This window comes from Microbulbifer regidiadema (SeqCode), assembly GCF_052466995.1.
The window spans coordinates 1,292,478-1,312,951 of record NZ_CP174297.1 but is presented as its reverse complement, the minus strand read 5'-3'; the positions used below and the strand labels follow the sequence as shown (position 1 = coordinate 1,312,951).

Here is a 20,474-nt window from a genome sequence, read left to right as displayed (position 1 = left end):
TAGTGCTGCAATAAAATCATTTTCACGCCAAGAAAATATGACAGTTGTTGCTGTTTTAGCGGGATAGTTGTTGTTTGATCTCTTTTTGTTTTTTGTTGAAGGTTTGATTGGCTGCTTGTGTATCTTTTTAATTATTTAACGCTTGTCATGTTTGTAATGTTTAGACAGGTTGAGAAATTTCTATCGAAGTTGGCTTTTGTGGAATATTTTTTCAGTAGGTTGGCAGTGTGGCGTGAGCATTTTCAAAAAAAGCTTGTCATTATTGGGTCATCCGTTTTATAAAATGATCGTCCCATGTAGCCGATATGAATGGTTTTTTTTCGTTCTGTCCGGGATAGATTGAAAAATTTAGAATAATAAATGGATTAAAAATGTTTTCTCTTGCTGACTTATTCGAAAGAGTTGTAGCAAATCGTTGGCAAGGCCGCCTGGAAAGTTTGAGTGGTGAAGTTTTGACCTCGACTCACTGTAGGGATGCCTTGCTGTCCCTTAGTGGTGGCGAAATTGGTTTCCGTGCAGGTGATCGAATTGTTGTTTGTACCCAGTCTGAAATAGAAGCGGTTGCCATCATGTTGGCCGCGTGGCAGTTGGGGTTAGTGGTCGTTCCTGTAAAAGGGGATTTGGGACCCTCCACCATTGAAATGATCGCTCGCGATTGCAATGCCAAAGCACTATGGCGTGCTGGGAATGTTGAACTTTTACAGAGTTTTCAAGCGGAACAGAGGCAATTTGAGATATCTACGGCACCAGTGGTTACGGGGATTGACCTGGCGCTGATTATTTATACTTCTGGAAGTACGGGTAAGCCGAAAGGAATTATGCTTACCCACCAAAATGTCTTAGTTTCCCTGGCATCAATTTGTCAATATCTAGATCTACAAGTACAAGACAGAGTTTTGTGTTTATCACCCCTATCGTTTGACTATGGTCTCTACCAGGTTCTATTTGCGCTATATGCTAATTGCACCACCATTCTCTACGACAAGCCGTTTAATCCCATTCAGGCCCTAAAAGCGATTGCAGATCAGCGTATATCTGTTCTGCCAATTGTACCGGCAATGGGCGCGGCTCTGGTGAAATTAGTGAACTTGGTTAAGCCGAACCTGAGTGATTTGCGCAGTATTACCAATACTGGCGGACACCTGTCTGAGTATATGATTCGCTCCTGGAAGGAGTATTGCCCAGATCTCAATGTTTTTTCCATGTACGGCTTGACTGAATGCAAGCGAGCTCTGTACTTGGAGCCTGAGCTTTGGGAGGAAAAAATGGGCTCGGTTGGAAAACCGATCCCGGGCTTGGATGCTCGTATCTTTGTCCCTGCTTCAGACGCCACAAAGCTTAGAGAGGCTGAGGCTTCTGAAGTGGGCGAGCTCTATGTCAGGGGTGCGGCAGTGATGCAGGGCTACTTTAATCAAGCAGCTCAAGGCGGCGCAGAAATGGTCCCCGGTCAATACCGGGATGATAACTGGCTGGCGACGGGAGACCTGTTTAACCGTGATAAAGATGGATTCTTCTATTTTAAAGGGCGCTCAAAAGACCTGATCAAACAGGGCGGGTTTTGCCTATTTCCAAAGGAGCTGGAAAACCATATCGACTTGTGTCCATTAGTGCATCTCAATGCAGTCGTTGGCACCAAAGATAAGTTGGAAAATGAGGTGGCTACCTGCGTAGTGCAGCTACATGACAATACAGCTGATAATCAGCAGCAATTTCGTACTTGGCTGAAGGCGAATATAGATGCTGACTATATGCCGAGAGATATTAAGTTCGTTGATAGTATTCAGCTAACAGCGAATAGCAAGGTCGATAGAAAGCATATTGAGCAAGCTTTACAAGTTCACCCCTAGTGGATTGGGTTTGCTTAAACGAGATGCTGTCTGAAATATAAGACATTTAATCTATTAAAAATAAAAAACTCTATGTTTGACTCTTGGGGGAGTTATGAGTGCTCTGTCAGATGCGCTGATTCGACAGTTGGGTGAAAAATCGAAACAGTTATCTACACCGTGTTATATCTATTCCGTTAAGGCTGTTCAGGATAATTATAGGGATCTCAAGGAAGCGCTGGGTACGGGGCTGATATACTCTCTGAAAGCCAATAGCTGTCTTGATTTAATTCTCCGTTGTGGACATATCTTTGCGGACGGTATTGAAATAGCCTCTATTGGTGAATTAAACCTACTGCCTAAGGGAGAGAGCCCTCGGTTTATCAATAACCCATCGGCCGATAAAAGTTTTATTCGTGCGGCTATTGCCAGTAAGTGTCATTTAATTATCGATAACTTAAGCCAATTGCCGCTTATTGAGGAAGTTAAGGCGAGGCGTGCGGTCAATCCTGTTGTTTTGCGGCTTAACCCTACGATCTTGGCTCACTTTGATAGCCAATTAAAGGGGCTGAGGAAAGATCATTTCGGTTTGGATTGGGAGGGGTGCCTAGAAGCTTTGGCGTTTTGCAAGAAGCATGACATCCCGGTTTCAGGCTTTCACTTGTTCAGGGGGTCGTACTCCTTTACTAAAGGTGCTTTTGATACTGCCAGAGTAGCCTTACAGGTCGTTGGTGAGTTTGAGGAACAATTGGGATACCCCCTGTCACTGGTTAATTTAGGTGGCGGATTTGACCCCAATTGGCGGGAACAGGGCTTTGATTTTGAGCAATACAGAAATTTGATGTCTGAATTTCCTGCGCATATCAGCATTGTTCACGAAAGTGGCCGGGCAATTATGGGGTCGGCGGGTTATTTTGTAACTGAAGTTCGCTATATAAAGAGCATTGATGGTGATAAGTATGCCGTATGCGATGGCGGAATGGCGCAAAACTTTCTATTGGCTAAAACTGAAAGTACCTTTAAACGATTCCAGCAACCACTGATATTGCGCAATGCTATCCCTCTCGACGAGAGTGGGGATGGCCAGAAAGTCCTTCTTGTGGGTACTTCGTGTAATAAGGAGGATGTGATTGGAGAGGTCAATAATATTGATCTTCAAGTAGGGGATTTAGCCCTATTTGATGGTTGCGGTGCCTACAATGCGAGTTATACCGTTGCCCCCTTCCTTAAATTGCCGGCCCCAACTTCTTATCTGGTGGAGTAAATCATGGAAATGCAATCGGTGCTAGGTAGCTTTATTGTTAACCAATTGTCCAGTATTTCGCCAGTGCCCAGCACGCTAAAATCACTGCTAGAAAACTCTTGTACTCGGCTATTCGATGCTTCAATGATTATTGAAGACTCCCTGGCGGAACTCGCACCGCTTAGAGAGGCCTCGGTGCAGCAGCCATTGGAACAATTTGAGCAGACTTTTGTTATCGATCAGATAATTGACTCTGTACGTGATGAAGGTTTGGATAACCACTTTCACAATATGATCGGCTTGTTTGGCTCAATTATGCTGAGTCTAACTGCCACAGAAGATCAGCTGGCTCAAGTCAATAAGTGGGTAGAGCAGGGGATCTTTGGCCACTTCCTGATGACAGATCCAGGCGGTCCAAGTCTTATGGGGTGGAAAACTGAGCTGGTTGAAGCCGATGGTGAGATGTTCCTGAACGTCGACAAGATCCACGGTATCGAGGCACAGCAGCTAGGTTTCGCCATGGTGGTTACCAAGCAGCCGGGAAGGCCCTTCCCCCTGACCGTGATGTTGCCGCCAGAACTCTGTGGCCAACTGCGGCAGAGTGCTGCGGGAGAGCCGTTTTTAAATGGCGCATTACAGTTGGGTAATTGTAAAGGTAAAGTGCCAATTACCAAGGATATGCTGCTAAGCAAAGGGGGCTTGGGCAGTGTAAACCGATTTTTAACACTGGTTCGCCCGCGCTTTGTCAAATCACTGATGCACTTTGTGTTGTGGTTGCACGACTGCAAAGAAGCTCAGTTGAGCAGTGATGATCAGGCCCATATAGAATACCTTATCCACTTGTGTAACGAGCAAGTGGCTGCAACTACTTTCTCTATGCACAGTGTAAACCGTGTTCTGGCAACAAAATTTACCAGTAATGAGATTTTATTGAATTTGGTTTTGTCAGGAAAAATCAAATCCCTGAACCGCCAGCGCGATCTATTGGCATTTACAAAAATGGAAGGCAGTTCATATCGCTGTTTCTTTGAGATATACAGCAAATTTAAGGGGCTGCGGGTATGAGTTTGTATCTGCGCTCTGCGGCTTTTACTCCTATTGAAGGAATCACATTTTTAACCAGTGGTGATGTGTCTACGGCCTTTGCTGATATTGCCAAGGTTATCCGCAGGCAGACCGATAGTGTTTTGGATGCCGCACCGGAAGTAAAAGATACACAAATAGATCGCCACTTTTTATGTTCAACTATGATTGAACTCCCTTTGAGTTCTGCGGCGGTTAGTGAGCAGGACTTCAATTATGGAGATGATGCAAGGGCACCGATTACCAGCTTTATTAATACCTATGAGTGCGCCTCTTGGGGTTATAGCTTGCGGCACTATTTAAAGCAAAGCCCTAAAGCTCGCTATTTACTTGTGAGTATCCTCGATGCCAATGTTCTGGATTTGAGTTTTTGGCGAGAGAATGATAACTGGGGAGATAGTGGTTTTGGTCTCTGCACATTGTTGTTCGAAGTGAGAGATGCTGGCAATGTAGAGCTTAATGCATCCTGTACGCTGACTTACAATACAACCCCGGAATTTGCCACAGTCATCCGCAAAATGGTTATGGGGCGAAATGACTTGACCCTATCTTTGCCTTTCTTTCCGGAGAATATTCGGCAAATTTTCACAAAATTACTGGCGGCCAATGTCAAATTGCCAGACTTACACGATCGCTGGGGGCATTGTTTTGGCAGTGACCCCTGGCTAAACATTATCTGCCAGGGAGTGGAAAAGGGATTTCAGGAACCAGAGAAGTTTCTGGCCTGTTCAATCGCACTTAATGGTTATTACTGCACTGTAGAGGTTACAGTCGATCAGCAAAGCCAGTTTTGTCTTATGGAGGCGGTGTGATGAATACTCTTGAACTGTCAGCCACTCTTGAGCGCAATCCGTATCCCGATTCATTGAAGCCCTGTGTAGCACAAATGCTGCCATTGCGGAATGAGCGAGACTTTCTCGCTTTATCTAATCTTCCGGTTAATACCAGTCCCGTTTTGCTTAATCATGCGGAGCACTACCAGTTACTACTGGATATTCTACAGCACCTTGAATCTGTGGATTTAGATATCGATATAGTCCTGGTCAGAATGCAGATGCCCGCCGGAGGGCGGATGCCAGCTGCACTATTAAAGGATACAGTCCTAATGCTTCATGATCTCATCGGAGAAGAAGCAATATTGGTTAGCGAGGGAAAGCCCTATATCGCAATCGAAGATAGCTTGGTCCGTCACCCCTTTGAAGCGGGAACCAACCAGCTAAAAATCAGGCTGGCAATGAGGAGTGATTGTCAGAATTTTTTCATTGAGGAGCTTTCCAAGCTACTTATCCAGTGCGGTTTCGGTGATATAACAAGAAACACCATAGACGGGACAGCATAGAGATGTTTATCAAAAGCCTATGGGTTGAAAGTGATGGAGCGGTCGATCAGTTGCTCCAAGCCTTAAGGTGTCACCTGGATAAGTTTGATCTTTTGCCTGAGCTTATCTATGTGGTCTCTGCTGGGGAGGCGAATGTTCTACAGGATAAGCGGGTTGTTGAGTTTATAGCAGACCTTGAAGACGATGGACATAAGATCTGCTTTGTTGGCAGTGCTTGTACCAGCTTTCATGCGGCAGTGTTGAGTTACTCCAAGTGTAGTGAGCGCGACGCTTTGATTTTGAATCTTGAGCTGGGGAAAGAGAGGCAGCAAGAGTGCCTGGACTCCCTGGGGATTGGTGTCGGGCCCGATCAGGATGGTCTTAATGTTCTTGTGGGAGTATCTGCTACCTGGGTGTGTCGCGAGTATTGTGACTCTCACCTCTGCCAAATATCCAGTTGTGACATCCTCTCACAGGCGCCGTCGTTAAGTGGCGGGCCAGAGCTGATAAAGAGTATTAAGCAGATCATTGCTACCAACTCAAACTGCGATACGCAGGTGGTTTCTTTTGATATTCGCTCTAGATGGGCCAAGGGCTTGCTTAAAGGCTTCGCGGATACGGAAAGATCTACCTGGCTACCCAGTATTGAAGAAGATGGCTGGCACTATCTGAGTATTAAACCTCTAGCCGAACTGATTCGCTACTACGTTGAGCAAAAAATGACTGATCTATGGCTGCTTACGTTGGGAGGTGGTGGCAGGGTCGGTTGTCTAAAAATAGATGTCCCCTCGGCAAAATTTCAAGGGCTTCTTTCCAGGTTGATTAATGTTGAAACGCTGGTGTTGGAAGATGCCTATATCGATTTTAATGCGGCCCAGCATATGGGTGAGACTGTCGAGCAGGATCACCTACTACTCATTCGCGAGGCCTTAAGGTATCCAAAGCGGATTTACCGGGGGAGACACAATCAGATATTTGATTGGGCACTAAATGCAAGTAGTTGGCGCACACTGTTGAAGTATCAAGGAGCAAAGCATGGATAATAATATTTATAAAACGGACATAAGAGAGTTTAAATTTCTTATTGAAGCGCAGTTCCATGAAGCGAAAGTCCTGTTTAATGATCCAATGTTTAGCGGGTGTTCGCCAGAGGTTCTCGATGAAATTTTACTTAGGGCAAAAAAGTTCTCCTATGAAGTTCTCGGCCCGGGGTATCAGGCTTCAGATCGAGAGGGTTGCCGTTTAGAGGGCGGAGAAGTAAAGCTTCCGAGCGCATTCCCGCAGATGTGGCAGCAGTTTAAGCGTGACTGGGGAGATATCTCCTCATTTCAAAACGGGGAAAATACCACTATCCCCCCCTTGGTAATGCAGATGCTCCTGGAAATGTTTATGGGAGCAAACCCAAGCTTTATGACATATGGTGGGTTTTGTCTGCCATCCTCCACTCTGGTGGAGAAATACGGCAGCGATGTGCAGAAATCCCTATTTAGGGATAAATTAGCCACCTCGGAATGGACCTCTTGTCTTTGTTTAACCGAACCCCAGGCGGGAAGTGATGTATCTCTTGTCGAGACCAGTGCCGTTCGCCAGGAGGATGGCACTTACCTGTTAACCGGTGAAAAATATTTGATCAGTGCCGGTATGCACGATCTAACCGAAAATACTGTTTACTTCGTTATGGGGCGCGGAGAGAAAAGCGGGTCGGGCACCTACGGTTTATCCTGCTTTATAGTGCCTAAGTACTGGGTTGAAGAAGATGGCAGTCTCGGTGAGTTTAATAACATTGAATGTGTTTCCCTAGCGGAAAAAATGGGCTTTAAGGGGTGTGCAAACACTCACCTACGCTTTGGTGACAATGGTCCGTGTAGGGCGTACTTACTGGGGGATCGCGAGAATGTAGGTTTATTGCAGTTCCTCACCCTGATGAATCAAGCCCGTATTAGCACCGGTGTCTACGCCCTGGGTATGGCCTCTTCGGCCTACTACAATGCGCTTTCCTATGCGACCAAGCGCCTACAGGGCAAAAAATTTCACGAGAGCTTTAGCTCTACGGCAAGCCGGGTCAATATCGTTGAACACACGGATGTTCAGCGGATGCTGCTTGAAATGAAATCCAAGGTGGAGGGCTGTCGAGCGCTGATTGCTAAGCTGACCCTGTCAGAAAGTTTGGTGAAGATCTACCAGGGGCAGGACAACAAAAAGGATCGTATTGCCCACTATCAGGGCTTAATGAACCTGTTAACTCCGGTAGTTAAAGCCTATATCAGTGATCAGGCTTGGCGTATCTGTGAGCTCGCCATCCAAACCTGTGGTGGACAGGGGTATCTTCAAGATCTGGGTATCGAACAGTACGCGCGAGACATTAAAGTCCTGGCAATCTGGGAGGGAACTAACTATATCCAGAGTCAGGACTTGATCAGGGATAAGTTGGGGTTGGGTAATTCCAGCAAGTTATTCCAATTTTATCAGGCGGAAATAGAGAGTTTCTTCAATCGGGCCGGGGACTACCCGCAGTTTAAGGCCGAGTTCGAGCGCTTACAGGATTCTTTTACGCATTTCGAAACGGCGCTGAAGTTGGTGCATAGCTGGGTAAAAAACAAAGAGATGTTTAAGATCCCGGCCTATAGTACGCGCATGCTGCATATGCTCGGTGATATCACTCTGGCTTGGCTGCTGCTGGAGGCTGCGTGCGCTGCATCCGATAAGTTGAGTCAGGAATTAGAAGAGACCGATAAAGCATTTTATCGCTCAAAAGTCACCAGTGCCCAATTTTTTATTCGCAACGAGTTACCCCGCACCAAGCTTGTTCTAGACATTCTTCAGGATAATGACTCCTTCTGTGAAATGGACGCTTCTGCTTGGAATTCATTGTTGTCAAACATGGAGACTGTTTCATGAGTAAGCTTGATCAGCTACAGTCCGATTACGATGTTGTGATTATTGGTGGTGGCTGGGCCGGTCTGACACTGGCCCGCCAGCTTAAGCTCAATAAAGATGATTTAACCATCCTGGTTGTTGAGGCGAATACCGAGTTCAAGGCCAAAGTCGGCGAAGCGACAGTGGAGATGACTGGCCATTACTTTATCAAGCAACTGGGTTTGGTGAATTACCTATATCGAAATCACCTGCCGAAAAATGGTCTTCGCTTTTTCTATGACAATCCAGAGCACACACTGTCATTGACTGAGATGAGTGAGCATGGAACCACCAGTATTCCGCCCCATCCCGCTTTTCAAATTGACCGGGCGCGATTGGAGTGTGACCTTGTCGATATGAATCGGGACAATGGCATACAGGTTGTTCAGGGTATAAAAGCGAAAAATCTTAGCATACTACCCGGGGATGAGCTTCACTCTGTCGAGCTTATTGACAGCGGTGCCAGTACCCTTGTCAATACCCGCTGGCTGGTAGATTGCAGTGGCCGAAACCGCATTGCCAAAAAGCATAAGAAGCTCACGCGCATAGAGAATGTGCCGAAGCACTTCTCTGCCTGGGGGCGATTCAAGAACATCCGGGATATTGACTCCATGGGAGATGAGAGTTGGCGCAAGAAGGCGTTTGGACGCTTCCTTTCCACCAATCATTTTTCTGGGGATGGCTACTGGGTTTGGTTTATCCCGTTAAGTGGTGGTTATACCAGTGTGGGGATTGTTGGTGAGAATAGTAAATTTGATAAGCCGCCAACAAAACAACAGGATTTTCTCGAGTTTTTAATGGCCTACAGAGCAATTTCAGAGCTGTTAGATGGCGCTGAACTTGTGGATTTTGAGGCCTGGGGGCAGCTCGCCTACAGGGCTGATGAGTTTATCTTTGCCGACCGCTGGGCGACCTCTGGATTTTCCTCCATGTTTCTTGACCCACTGTTTAGTGGCGGTGGGGATATGATCGCACTGTTCAATGATCATATTTGTAAATATATTATTGCCGATATTGCAGATAGTGATCGCAAGCAAGCGCAACAGCGCCTTGCGGACCAATTACCTATCGCCAATCAGGTCGTCAAAGAGTTTTACCAGGGGCTCTATGCCCACGTGGCGAATGTGTACCCGGTGATTGATTCTGCGGAATTGTGCTCCTCACTGCTGGCTTACAATACCGCAGCCTATTTTCTTGAGAGCGCCTGGGATTATATGTCCGGGAATTATCTGGACCAGGAGTATTGGCTGCGCAAGAGCTACCTGCGTCGTGGATATATGGCCTTAGAGTTAATTTTGCAGCGCCTATTGATTGAGACCGCAAAAGAGCTCAAGGCCCAGAATCGATATTTCCGTAGAAATGATGAGGGGTTCTTTGAATCGGGTGCCGATCACTACAAGTATTTTGTGTACCTGATGGGAACCCAGGGCCGAGATGGTTGGCGCATTGACTTGCGGGTTAAACTCTGGACTGAGATTTTCTTGAGTGTTGTGCAGGCGCGACTCGACCTCCCCAAACTGGCAAATCGCATGGTTGTTCAGCAGGCGATTACTTTTGCCGATTTACTGCAACGGCCAAATATGAATGGGGATGACCTCAGTTGGTTGCTTGAGAAAACCTCTTCCAAACTGACAGACTTAGTGAATGAAGAGATAGATCATCCAGTGAGTGTTGTTGTATCGGAAGCCTCTTTTCATACGGATATGCTTGAGATCGTGGATTTTTCCGCTAGTTACTCCGAAGAAGAGCTCACGCAGATTAATAAAAAAGCGAAATCAATTTGGATGCAGACACAGGAATATATCGCAATCCCCAGTATGGTTCCTGTATTTCTCGCCTTTGCCCGCAGTCAGCCGGATAGCATCATGGAATCGGTGGTAGACCAGCGGGAAGCTATGCAGACTGAGGAAATAGACTCTGCACTTGTGGATTCGGAGGCTGTGTGAACCAGGAGTTCTTTCAAGCACGGGATGGCAAAAAGCTCTCATTTCGCTGGTTGCCATCGGATGAATCTGATTTGGTACTTATCTGTTTACACGGGAGTACGTTTAGTAGTCAGTGGTATCTAATGTTTGGGCGGATGGTACACCGCAGTGGCATTAGTGTCTGTTTACCAGATTGGCGCGGCCACGGCAAGAGCGAAGGTGTTCCGGGTGACCTCGATTACTCCGATCAATTACAGGATGATCTTGCCGATCTGATAAAGCAGCTGAAAAAGAGGGGTGCAAAGGCTTTCGTGCTGGGAGGGCATAGTGCCGGGTCGCTGGTTGCACTTAAGTATCTGCATCTCTATAGCAGTGAAGATATCGCCGGTTTTTTTGCCATTGCGCCGCCACTGACTCAGTCCGAGGAAACCAGGAAATATGATATTCCCGTGTCTGGTTTTGAGTATTACATTCGCTACTCAAGGCGGCGTCACTATACGCGCCCCAGGGCGTCTGCCGGGGACCAGAACCTACCTAAAATCAAGATACTGAAATATTGGCTGGCACTGCTGTTTCCCCCATTGAGAAAACTGTCGGTATTGAGTTTTCCACCGGTGGGGTCCGCTGCTGGGAATCAGGGACGAGTATTGGATTGTACGTTTAACCTGCTCAGTGCCTATAACGTGGATCGTTACTCCGAACTCTTTGCCAGCTTAACGGTGCCCTGTCATTTTTTTGTCGGGGAGAAGGATGAAGTACTGGATACACAGGTTCTGTATACGGTATTGAACTGGTATCTGTCCCCGAATATTCAAGCGGGGCTCACTGAATTGCCCAGAGCTACCCATATGTCGGCTATTTCAGCTTCGGCAAAACCTATTTCCAGCTGGTTGGCAACATTGATGCGGCAGCCGGAGGGGGTTGTAGTATGAAATCAAGCAGCAATAAAGCGCCTTTGAAGAAGGTGCAGCGATTACCCGTTGGTGCAGAAATTTCACTGAACTCATTTTTGGGAGATGCCGCTTGGAAGAGCGTGCTGAGTGAAGACGGGATATCACTGGGCTCGATTAAAAGGACTGATGAAAGTCACTTTCATTTACAGGTTGGCAACAGTTTTCAGTTTCCCCTTTATTACTGCCTGAAGGGCGAAAGCTTATTTGTTGGGCAGGACTTAGCATTTTTCCCCCATATTGGTGCCGATACAATAGATTGCCATTACTTGATAGAAATCGAGTATTTTGGCTTTTCTATAGAGAGAAAGAGCCTTCTACAGGAAGTGAAAATGCTCTTTCCCGGGGATGATATTATTGTGTCAGGCAAAGAGCTTGTTTGGCTCTCCGCTGGCGGCCATCCAGCCGGCAAGTTGAATGCCGCACTGATAACGCCAGAGCAAACTACGGATAAACTGTTCAATAGTTTACCCAAGGTAACCTCGAAGCTTTTTTCGCCGGTTGACTCCACCTTTTATGCCCACATCGCTAATCGTTTAGCGGAAATAGAAGAATCGAATCTTAAAGTGGGTAGGCAGAACTTGCCTTTAACCGTTGGCTACCAGGATAAACGGGCAAAAATTTTCAATACAGCTCATAAGAGTAGGGTAGTAGAAGGTCTCGACCTGCAAAAGTATGCCGCCCGGGTTCAAGGTGAGCTGGATCAGATATGGCAGGGCTCAGGATCAAGCCTGGATAGAGAAGCGTATATCTATCAAGAGTTTTATCTGCCCTTTGTCCAGTTTTTACTCAATATATTGGCGATGAATGCCGGGAAAGTTGTAGAAATCGTTGATGGTGCCGGCGACGAGGGGGTTACAGCGCCTGTGTTTTCCATTGACGATAAGCCTATCTGCAATATTTATGAATCTTTTCAGCGGGTGTTTTTTTATGGGAACCCATGGCTTGCTAAAGTCTGGTTCTATATTCCACCCATGATCAGTGCCGCTGCTATAAAACGGCAGCGGAAATACTCAGAGAGCGAGCAGCATGTCTGTGTCTTTACCTTAACGTTGGACTACTTGCTGCGATTTAACCACCTAAAAACAGGAAATTTTACTGGAGAGTAAATATGTCTACAGCAGTTGTAGAGAGCAAGGTACAAGAGCTTTGTGAACAAATAGCTCTTATGCTGAATGTTGATGCTGTCGATGCAGATACACCCATTGCAGAGCTCGGGGTTGATTCCCTGAATATTGTTGAGGTGATCTTGATTTGTGAGCAGCTGTACCCCGGAGTGATGAGCCCCGAAAACCTCGTTTTCGATGAGCACACCACTTTGAGCGAGATGGATGGTCAATTACTTGAAAACTCAGTAGAAGTTTAACGTACTTTGGGGGCGGTCAATGTTTAAAAAAGTACTTACTATTCTTATCAGTAGTTTTTTTATTGGCAATATTATTGCCTGGTTTTCAGGTGCTGCTCCCATTGAGTTTGCTAAAGTTGCCTATTCAGAGGATGAGAGGGAGCAGGTAGAATTTCTCCGCGAGGAGATTGCGAAAAATAGAACTGATCCCGATTTAATGCTGGAGCTTGGACAGCTATTTAGCTACCACAACGAGCTTGAGAAAGCGGCACACTTGCTTGCCGCCGTGCATCAACAACAGCCAGACGATATGCTGATACGTGCGGCCTACTACTCCAATGAGGGTAAGCGCGCAGGTGCGATGTTCGATCCCGCCATGGGGCTTTACAAGCTCTACCGCTTGCGCCATGCCATGAACGAGGTGGATCAAGCGGGTCTCAATGCCGGTGCAGATTTCAATGTACGCCTGATACGCCTGATTACTTTTTCTTATGTGGGGGAAGTCAGTGGCCATTTTGAGCGGGTATTCGAAGATGAAGCTTGGTTTATGGAGCTGATAGATTCGGAGCCGGATAGCCTCCCCACCGCCATAGAACAAATTGTGTACTTGTCTTTAGCCAATGCCTATTGGGTTAAAGCGGGTGAGAAGGGAGAGGATTTGGCCGTAGCAATGGGCTATTACCAAAAAGCCATGGCTATGGCTCCCTGTCCCGTCACAATGCAGGCCTCTTGTGAGCAGTTGAGTCAGATGGCCGTGACCTTGGGTAAAAATTGATGTTGGTTGAGCTTAAGCGTGTTTCCAAGCGTTATCGCTTGGGTGATCTCTGGGTCGATGCACTGCTAGATATAGACCTCGCTATTGATCGGGGTGAATTTCTCGCAGTGAAAGGGCCCAGTGGTAGCGGTAAGAGCACATTGCTGAATCTGCTATCGGCATTGGATCAGTGTGATTCCGGGTCTGTTCATATTGACGGTGTCAATCTTGGCAGTTTGGGGGAGCATCAGCGCTCCCTGTTCCGGGGGCGGCATATTGGTATTGTCTTTCAGTCTTTCAACCTGATTCCGGTGCTGACAGCACTAGAGAACGTTATGTATCCCCTGACATTGCGCGGTGCCGCCAACGCCAGGCAACTAGCGCTGGCAGCGCTGGAGGCAGTGGGACTGGCCAAGCTGGTTAATCAGCGTCCCACCCAGCTTTCCGGGGGGCAGATGCAGCGGGTGGCGATTGCCCGGGCAATTGTCAGTAAACCGGATCTGGTACTCGCTGACGAACCCACAGCCAATCTGGACTCGCGTACATCGGAGAGCATTATGAGCCTTATGCAGCAGCTCAACCGGGAGCAGGGTGTCACTTTTATCGTGGCCACCCATGACGACTATGTAACCAGCTTGGCATCCCGGGTAATCACCGTACGGGATGGCCACCTGGTAGAAGACACAGGCACGGCTCAAGCCCTTATTCAGGAGGCTATTGCATGAAGACAGTGGTAAAAAACCTGTTGGTCCGGGGCCCGTTAGCCAGAGTGCTATCGGTTTTCTCAGTCCTGCTATTAATTTCTGCTGCGGCCCTGGCGGAAGAGTACATTTACCCAACGCCGATTCCGTTTACCAATAGTGAGAGGGAAGCGCTGTTTTCTGCCGTTAATGAGGCAATGAGCAGCGAGCAGAAAAAGCAAGCCTACCTGGCCCAGCTCGCACGTCTGACTTCGATGGAAGATACGGAGTTGAAGGCGGTCGAGGAGTTGGAAACCCTGATGCAGTCGCTGCAAGAAAGTCTACCGGATGATCCTGAACTCAATGCCGCACTGGGGTCGACAACTTCATTTAAATCCAGCTTCTATCTGGATCGACTGGCAAAACTATCGCTGTTCTCCCGGCGGGGCAATCGCATAATGGATCGAGCGGTTAAGCAAGCTCCGTTCAATCTCGGCGCCCGCCTCCAGCGGGGGATCAACTGTGCCAATATGCCGGCCTTCCTTAAAAGAGCTCGCTACGCTGTCGAAGATTTGGCCCTGGTAAGGGAGCAGGTTGGCAGCCAGTTCGGCAAAGAATTTCTCGGTTTCGTTGAGTTCTACCTGGCCCAGGCCTACAACCGCAATAAACAAGCCGATAAGGCCAGGCTTCTCTGGGAGAAGGTGGCGGCGGAGTCGGATACCGAATGGTCCGTTAAAGCCAAGCAGGCGCTGGGGAGTATTTAGCCATGGGGTTGGGGTGGAAAGTTGCACTGCTGAACATTATGCGTAACGGGCGCCGCAGTCTGATTACCTTGGCAGCGATCGTTTTCGGTTGTACCAGCTTGATTATTTTTGGCGGTTTTGTTCAGTCGATGTACGAGGGGATGCGGGAGAGTATGATTCGTTCGCAGCTCGGCCATATACAAATCTATGCCAGGGGTTATAACCAGTTTGGCAAGGCGGAACCGGAAAAATACCTTATTGCTGACCGGGATCTGAAGAAAATTTCCCGTGTGGTAGAAAGTGAGACGGATACACTGGTGGTGGCGCCCCGCCTTAATTTCAATGGCCTGCTCAGCGATGGCAAGCAATCGATCGCCATTACCGGTATTGGTATCGATGCTGAGAAAGAGGTGATGCTTTCCTCCGCAATTCAGATTGTTCAGGGGGATGACCTGTTTCCTGAGGATATTTCCGCTGCCCATCTTGGCGAAGGCCTGTTCAATGCGTTGAATGTTCAGGTTGGGGATTACTTGACCCTGTTGGCCAGCACCCAGGATGGGGCTATCAATGCCGTAGATGTACAGGTCATGGGGGTAATCACAACCGGGGTTAAGGAACTGGATGATCGCCTGCTCAGGGTGAATTTACCTCTGGCCCAAGAGCTGCTCTACACCTCGGATATTACCCGGTTAGTGGTTTTATTAGAGGAGACCGCACTCACATCTAGCTCAATTGCGACTCTGACCGATGTATTTGCCCAGAATAACCTGGATTTGGAAATAAAAAGCTGGGAAGAACTGGCCGGTTACTACCATCAGGTAGTCGGCCTGTTTAACGGAGTTTTTGGTTTTATTACTGTCATTGTGCTGGTTATCGTCGCGTTGAGTATTTCCAATACTATGTTGATGGCCGTAATGGAGCGCACCCGCGAGCTGGGCACTATTCGGGCTATGGGCGGGACTCCCCGCCAGGTTGTAAACCTGATTTTGTTGGAATCACTTCTTCTCGGTTTGATCGGAAGTCTGCTGGGATTGCTGATTGGTGCCCTGGCAGCCAAGGGAATTACCTATGCCGAGTGGATGATGCCGCGACCACCGGGTAGCACTCAGGATTACCCTATCCGCGTATTTGTGGTACCGGCTATTCTGCTGAAGACATTCCTGTTGGGCTTTTGTATTTCACTGGTCTCCAGCCTTTACCCTGCCATAAAAGCGTCGCGGCTGCCGGTGGTGAAAGCGCTTAGGTTTACTTGATTTTGCGTTATGGAACTTAGGTTGGAACTCCTATGAATAGATTAAACCCATTTTATGGCTGGGTATTGGCGCTAGCCGGCCTTTTTCTTAGCCACTCAACTTATGCATCTGTTTCGGCTGAGTCTTTGGTTAACAAGTTAGATGACTTTCGCGGCTTCAGGGATCAGGGCTTTAGCTTTGATATTACCAATATCAGCTATAAGAAGGACAAGGAACCCCGCACCAATAAGCTCAGTGTCAAAGTATTTAACGATCAATCCCTGATTCAGTTTTTAGCACCGGCTCGGGAAAAGGGCAGGGCAATGCTAAAAGAGAGTGCCAATATGTGGCTCTATATTCCCGGTACGCGTCGGGTTATCCGGATTGCGCCCTCCCAGCGTTTAATCGGGGAGACCAGTAACGGCGATGTGGTAGGGGCAAATTTCTCCCGGGATTACACGGCGGAACTGCAAGGGCAGGAAACCATTGACGGGGACAATTACTGGGTTCTGAGTTTGTCGGCCAAGGCCTCCGGTGTTGCTTATGACAAAGTAAAAGTATGGATGGCCGAAGCTGAGGGCAATATACCCTTAAAAGGGGAGTTCTATACCCGTTCCGGGCGACTGCTTAAAACTGCACACTACAAAGAGTTCAAGCAATTTGAAGGCGAACTGAAACTGCACAAATTACTCTTGGTGGATGCGCTTATTGAGGAGAGTTATACCTGGATGAAATTCGACGACTACCGTCTCGAAAGCCTAGATCCGGCAATATTCCAAAAAGGCTCCTTGGGCAGGTTGAATTAACGGATGTCGGTGATGGTTATCGGATTCAGAGCAGTTTTTTCGTTCCTATTTCTTCCCCTCGCTTTTACTGTCAGAGTGGTCAGCGCTGAGGACTACCAAGACCCTTTCGAGACCGGTGCCGAGCTTTTTGCGGAAGAGGGTACTGAGATGGGCGCCTCTCAAGCTGTATGGGATATTGATGCTTCACTATTTGGGTATCACCAGCAGAATACAGTTCGGGATGATGCCTATTTCGACCCGGGTCTGTTTGTTTTTGATCAGCGGGAATCCCTGCTTGCACTGGACCTCAGTAGCCAGTTTTCTCTGGGGGCACATTTCTCGCTCTACTCCCGGTTTGCAGCGATAGAGCACTACCGCTTTGATGAGGCCGACGTATCTGCAAAGGAGACGGAGTCTCACCTCTTAGAGGGTTATGTTTCTTCTTACACCGCTAATCGCCGTCTGGGTATTAACCTGGGGCGAATCAAGCCCCAGTGGAGCAACGGTTATAACTGGTCCCCCGCCAATCTGTTAAAAGCCACTTTTGACCGTCCCAATCTGGATACGGATGAACTTACCCAGCAACTGGGTTGGGATATGGCTCACCTTGATGTTCGCTATGGGCGCTGGAATGCCGGTATTTATATGGCCCAGATTGAGGCCAATTTAGAGGGGGGCGGGAGTGAGAGCGGGGGGCAGTACGCACTGGTGGTTAACCGTGAAGGTGACTTGGATAGCCGTTTGGTACTGCACCAGTTAGAGGGGGGCTCCACGAATGTGGCCCTAGGGCTGAGTACCTTGGCGGGAGACAGTGCCACACTCAGGCTGGAAGGGGCATGGGAACATCAGCGGGAGCTACCGCAGCCGGGCGAGTTCACCTATACCCCAGCGGAGGACGAGGGCTATTTGAAGCTGGTGCTGGGTACTCAGCTCAGTTTCAATCAGGGCTGGGATATTACAGCGGAGTATCTGTATAACCAGCATGGCTATGATGATGGCGAATGGCGCTGGATTCAGGCGCAGGTCGATCAAGCTAAGAACAGTTTGAACAGCGCGCGGACCTATGAGGCAATTGCCTTCCTGTCCGATAGCCTTAGCCTGTTATCGACCGGGCAGTTGCGGCAGGAGTATTTATTCTTTATGTGGGGCAATACCCGCCTAGATAAGAAATTCCAATATCGCCAGAGTGTTCAATACAATCTTGATGACAAAAGCCAGTACCACAACCTGGAATTGATTCAGAATTGGACGGAGCACTTTAGTACACGATTACAAGCCCAGTTTTTCAGCGGCTGTGAATCCTGTGAGTTTGGCCTGCTACCTGCGGAAAGGCTCCTTAGATTAAGCCTCTACTACGATTTTTAGGGCTTGCTGGCTAAAAGGGCTGCATATTTTTGTGCAATTTTCTGGTTGCCGGACTCCCTGCCAATAGCAATTAATGCCCGCAGAATATCCAAGTCCTGCGGAAATCGGTGATAGCCATCTTCGAGAATATCCAGGGCAAGTGCGCTGTTGCCTGCCGAGTGAACGGCGATGGCATACACATAGAGATAGCGGCCTTGAGCTTGTTCACCGTCAGCGGCGGCCTTTAAAAAACCCACTGCCTCCCGGTGGCGCTTCTGGCGAACTAGGGCGAGGCCTAGAGCATGCTGGATGGTGGCGATATCTTCACTTTTTGTCAGCGCCCCTCTGAGCAGCAACTCTGCATCGGCTTCACGTCCATCGACCCGATACAGGTCGGCCAAGTTGATATAGGCGGGGGTGTAATAGGGGACTTGGCTGATCGCCCGGCGATAAAAGGCTTCCGCCTGTTGTGTATTTCCTCGTTGAAAGTGGAGGTTGCCCAGATTTACCAGGGACTCCGGCCGGTCACTGTTGAATAATTCTGAGCTGGTATAGGTCTTAAGGGCTTTTGCGAACTGCTGCCGCACCTGCGCAGGCATGGTCTCGATGCGTGTATTGACCAGGCCATTGGCCGCTAGCGAGCGGGTCACGGTCATTTTGCTAAAAAGTAGCGGCACACCGATCATCAGGCGCAGTTGCTCCGGTAGTTCATCCAGGGATTGCGCCAGGGCTAGATTTAATAAGGGCTCATCGCCCTGGGCAATTTGTTGTAGCAATTGAGCGCTATCCATCGATAGGTAACGGGGCAACAGGCGGGCAGCACTGGCGCGGACAATGGCTGGCTGCGTGCTGTCCTGAATAAGCGCCATCAACTGCTTGCCGGCCTCGCTATCCCCGCGCATAGCGGCGTGCAGCACCTGCCCGTAGTGAGGGGGAGGGGGGCCGTACTTGTCCTCCAGTACCTTTGCCGCCCACTGGCTCGATTTGTCTCGGTGGCAGTGATTGCAGCTATTGGGGCTGCTCAACGCTTCGGAAAGATCGGGGCGGGGAATGCGGAAACTGTGATCTCGGCGCCCATCCACCTGCATAAAATCTTTCTCCGGCATATGGCAATTGATACAGCGAGCGCCGGGGCTCTGGGGTGGGTGCAGATGGTGGTCAGTGCGGGCAAATCGCTCCGGCATATGGCACTGGGTACAAACTGCATCGCCGGAAGCTCTCATCTGTAGGCTGTGGGGGTTGTGGCAGTGACTACAGGTAACACCCGCCGCGTACATTTTGCTTTGCAGGAAAGAGCCATACACGAATACCTCTCCATCGGCCTGGCCATCCGCATGGTAGAGCGGCGCTTGCAGAAGTGTGAGATTGAAGTGGTCCAGCAATTCGCTGTCAGCCTGCGCCCCGGCTAAATGTGTACTCCGGCGAGAATGGCATTGGGCGCAAGTGGGGATTTCCCGCTGGGTGTTTGCCGACGGTGCAAGCTGGGCAATGCCCGTTTGTAAATTCATTTCCCAGCCCTGCTGGGCTGGATCAGTCAGAAGGAGATTGAGCCCCTTGTTGTGCAGTTTCTTATCTTGTGTCGCGGCCCACTGAAGGTGCCTCGATCCGGGGCCGTGACAGGACTCGCAGCCGACACTGATCTCTGACCAGGATGTCCGATAGCTATCGGTTTTCAGGTCATAGGCTTTTTGCAGATTGCTGGAATGGCAGTCGGCACACATAAAGTTCCAATTCTGGTTGATCCCGCTCCAGTGCAGAGGGTGTTGATGGTCTATGGTCTGGTCGGCATAGAGGTGGAACCAGCGCTGGCCACCGGCAGAGTTCTCCCGGCTGTCCCAGGCGATACTCAATGCCTGCAGGCGCCCGCCCTCCAGCTCAATTAGGTATTGCTGTAAAGGGTGGAGCCCAAATGTATAGGTGATCCGGTAATCGCGGAGGTGCCCGGCGGGCCCGTCAGTGCGCACGTAATAGTTACCGTTCTTTCGATAGAAGAGAGACTTCTGCCCCCGATGCTCAAATGTGACGCCGGAGAAATCACCGAGAACGCTGTTGCTATCGGCGACTTGCATCGCCAACTGGTGGTGGGAGCCTTGCCAGGCATCGGCTTGGCCTTTATGGCATGCAGCGCATTGTACTGAGCCGACATAGGCGGCTTTTACAGGGGGAGTCTCGCTTTGCCTCCCCTGTGACTGGGCATCAACGGGCTTTTGCTCGTTACAGGCCATCAGTGCGAGACATATAAGAACGATTTGAAGGCGGCTAATGCCAGCTATATTTATCACGGCCTATTTTGTGCGCTGAGTTTTTATCCTGGGGGCCTCTGAATAATT

The 20,474-nt window shown here is 48.8% G+C and carries 18 protein-coding genes; 17 read left to right on the top strand and 1 reads right to left on the bottom strand.

Annotated features, from left to right (window positions below; translation table 11 throughout):
* Positions 1-371: 371 nt before the first annotated feature.
* The 17 genes from ACJJIK_RS05510 (at position 372) to ACJJIK_RS05430 (ending at position 18,165) form a co-directional block, all read left to right on the top strand.
* The gene (locus tag ACJJIK_RS05510; RefSeq protein ID WP_444930790.1) at positions 372-1,847 is read left to right on the top strand and encodes a class I adenylate-forming enzyme family protein; all 1,476 of its coding nucleotides are present in this window, start codon (positions 372-374) and stop codon (positions 1,845-1,847) included.
* A gap of 94 nt (positions 1,848-1,941) precedes the next feature.
* Entirely contained in the window at positions 1,942-3,090 is a 1,149-nt protein-coding gene (locus ACJJIK_RS05505) for a PLP-dependent decarboxylase (RefSeq protein ID WP_444930791.1), read from the top strand.
* A gap of 3 nt (positions 3,091-3,093) precedes the next feature.
* A complete protein-coding gene (locus ACJJIK_RS05500) occupies positions 3,094-4,134 on the top strand; it encodes a hypothetical protein (RefSeq protein ID WP_444930792.1) in 1,041 nt (346 codons plus the stop codon).
* Entirely contained in the window at positions 4,131-4,964 is an 834-nt protein-coding gene (locus ACJJIK_RS05495; protein ID WP_444930793.1) for a hypothetical protein, read from the top strand. Before ACJJIK_RS05500 ends, ACJJIK_RS05495 begins: the two co-directional genes overlap by 4 nt.
* Entirely contained in the window at positions 4,964-5,491 is a 528-nt protein-coding gene (locus ACJJIK_RS05490; protein ID WP_444930794.1) for a hypothetical protein, read from the top strand. Before ACJJIK_RS05495 ends, ACJJIK_RS05490 begins: the two co-directional genes overlap by 1 nt.
* Before the next feature lie 2 nt (positions 5,492-5,493).
* Positions 5,494-6,513, top strand: a complete 1,020-nt coding sequence (locus ACJJIK_RS05485) for a hypothetical protein (RefSeq protein WP_444930795.1) — start codon at positions 5,494-5,496, stop codon at positions 6,511-6,513.
* Entirely contained in the window at positions 6,506-8,368 is a 1,863-nt protein-coding gene (locus ACJJIK_RS05480; protein ID WP_444930796.1) for an acyl-CoA dehydrogenase, read from the top strand. The genes ACJJIK_RS05485 and ACJJIK_RS05480 overlap by 8 nt, the downstream gene beginning before the upstream one ends.
* Positions 8,365-10,332: an NAD(P)/FAD-dependent oxidoreductase gene (locus tag ACJJIK_RS05475; RefSeq protein WP_444930797.1), complete on the top strand. Its 1,968-nt coding sequence runs from the start codon at positions 8,365-8,367 to the stop codon at positions 10,330-10,332. The genes ACJJIK_RS05480 and ACJJIK_RS05475 overlap by 4 nt, the downstream gene beginning before the upstream one ends.
* Positions 10,329-11,243, top strand: a complete 915-nt coding sequence (locus ACJJIK_RS05470) for an alpha/beta hydrolase (protein ID WP_444930798.1) — start codon at positions 10,329-10,331, stop codon at positions 11,241-11,243. Before ACJJIK_RS05475 ends, ACJJIK_RS05470 begins: the two co-directional genes overlap by 4 nt.
* Positions 11,240-12,370: a hypothetical protein gene (locus ACJJIK_RS05465; protein ID WP_444944443.1), complete on the top strand. Its 1,131-nt coding sequence runs from the start codon at positions 11,240-11,242 to the stop codon at positions 12,368-12,370. Before ACJJIK_RS05470 ends, ACJJIK_RS05465 begins: the two co-directional genes overlap by 4 nt.
* 2 nt (positions 12,371-12,372) lie before the next feature.
* The gene (locus ACJJIK_RS05460; protein ID WP_444930800.1) at positions 12,373-12,627 is read left to right on the top strand and encodes an acyl carrier protein; all 255 of its coding nucleotides are present in this window, start codon (positions 12,373-12,375) and stop codon (positions 12,625-12,627) included.
* Positions 12,628-12,646: 19 nt separating this feature from the next.
* A complete protein-coding gene (locus ACJJIK_RS05455; RefSeq protein WP_444944442.1) occupies positions 12,647-13,381 on the top strand; it encodes a hypothetical protein in 735 nt (244 codons plus the stop codon).
* A complete protein-coding gene (locus tag ACJJIK_RS05450; RefSeq protein WP_444930802.1) occupies positions 13,381-14,085 on the top strand; it encodes an ABC transporter ATP-binding protein in 705 nt (234 codons plus the stop codon). The genes ACJJIK_RS05455 and ACJJIK_RS05450 overlap by 1 nt, the downstream gene beginning before the upstream one ends.
* Positions 14,082-14,804, top strand: a complete 723-nt coding sequence (locus ACJJIK_RS05445; RefSeq protein ID WP_444930803.1) for a hypothetical protein — start codon at positions 14,082-14,084, stop codon at positions 14,802-14,804. Before ACJJIK_RS05450 ends, ACJJIK_RS05445 begins: the two co-directional genes overlap by 4 nt.
* 2 nt (positions 14,805-14,806) lie before the next feature.
* Positions 14,807-16,036 carry an ABC transporter permease gene (locus ACJJIK_RS05440; protein ID WP_444930804.1) on the top strand — a complete coding sequence of 410 codons (1,230 nt, stop codon included), beginning with the start codon at positions 14,807-14,809 and terminating at the stop codon, positions 16,034-16,036.
* A 32-nt stretch (positions 16,037-16,068) separates the two neighbouring features.
* Positions 16,069-16,821: an outer membrane lipoprotein-sorting protein gene (locus ACJJIK_RS05435; protein ID WP_444930805.1), complete on the top strand. Its 753-nt coding sequence runs from the start codon at positions 16,069-16,071 to the stop codon at positions 16,819-16,821.
* A gap of 12 nt (positions 16,822-16,833) precedes the next feature.
* Entirely contained in the window at positions 16,834-18,165 is a 1,332-nt protein-coding gene (locus ACJJIK_RS05430) for a hypothetical protein (protein WP_444930806.1), read from the top strand.
* On the opposite strand, the gene ACJJIK_RS05425 is transcribed toward ACJJIK_RS05430, so the two are convergent.
* Complete coding sequence (locus ACJJIK_RS05425) at positions 18,162-20,426, bottom strand: multiheme c-type cytochrome (RefSeq protein WP_444930807.1); 2,265 nt, start codon at positions 20,424-20,426, stop codon at positions 18,162-18,164. The genes ACJJIK_RS05430 and ACJJIK_RS05425 overlap by 4 nt on opposite strands.
* Positions 20,427-20,474: the final 48 nt, after the last annotated feature.

Bases quoted from the DNA above. Each gene is read 5' to 3' on its own strand.
- ACJJIK_RS05430 (WP_444930806.1), top strand. From the start codon at position 16,834: ATGGTTATCGGATTCAGAGCAGTTTTTTCGTTCCTATTTCTTCCCCTC.
- ACJJIK_RS05440 (WP_444930804.1), top strand. From the start codon at position 14,807: ATGGGGTTGGGGTGGAAAGTTGCACTGCTGAACATTATGCGTAACGGG.
- ACJJIK_RS05455 (WP_444944442.1), top strand. From the start codon at position 12,647: ATGTTTAAAAAAGTACTTACTATTCTTATCAGTAGTTTTTTTATTGGC.
- ACJJIK_RS05490 (WP_444930794.1), top strand. From the start codon at position 4,964: ATGAATACTCTTGAACTGTCAGCCACTCTTGAGCGCAATCCGTATCCC.
- ACJJIK_RS05460 (WP_444930800.1), top strand. From the start codon at position 12,373: ATGTCTACAGCAGTTGTAGAGAGCAAGGTACAAGAGCTTTGTGAACAA.
- ACJJIK_RS05510 (WP_444930790.1), top strand. From the start codon at position 372: ATGTTTTCTCTTGCTGACTTATTCGAAAGAGTTGTAGCAAATCGTTGG.
- ACJJIK_RS05435 (WP_444930805.1), top strand. From the start codon at position 16,069: ATGAATAGATTAAACCCATTTTATGGCTGGGTATTGGCGCTAGCCGGC.
- ACJJIK_RS05465 (WP_444944443.1), top strand. From the start codon at position 11,240: ATGAAATCAAGCAGCAATAAAGCGCCTTTGAAGAAGGTGCAGCGATTA.
- ACJJIK_RS05475 (WP_444930797.1), top strand. From the start codon at position 8,365: ATGAGTAAGCTTGATCAGCTACAGTCCGATTACGATGTTGTGATTATT.
- ACJJIK_RS05495 (WP_444930793.1), top strand. From the start codon at position 4,131: ATGAGTTTGTATCTGCGCTCTGCGGCTTTTACTCCTATTGAAGGAATC.
- ACJJIK_RS05450 (WP_444930802.1), top strand. From the start codon at position 13,381: ATGTTGGTTGAGCTTAAGCGTGTTTCCAAGCGTTATCGCTTGGGTGAT.
- ACJJIK_RS05505 (WP_444930791.1), top strand. From the start codon at position 1,942: ATGAGTGCTCTGTCAGATGCGCTGATTCGACAGTTGGGTGAAAAATCG.
- ACJJIK_RS05480 (WP_444930796.1), top strand. From the start codon at position 6,506: ATGGATAATAATATTTATAAAACGGACATAAGAGAGTTTAAATTTCTT.
- ACJJIK_RS05500 (WP_444930792.1), top strand. From the start codon at position 3,094: ATGGAAATGCAATCGGTGCTAGGTAGCTTTATTGTTAACCAATTGTCC.
- ACJJIK_RS05445 (WP_444930803.1), top strand. From the start codon at position 14,082: ATGAAGACAGTGGTAAAAAACCTGTTGGTCCGGGGCCCGTTAGCCAGA.
- ACJJIK_RS05485 (WP_444930795.1), top strand. From the start codon at position 5,494: ATGTTTATCAAAAGCCTATGGGTTGAAAGTGATGGAGCGGTCGATCAG.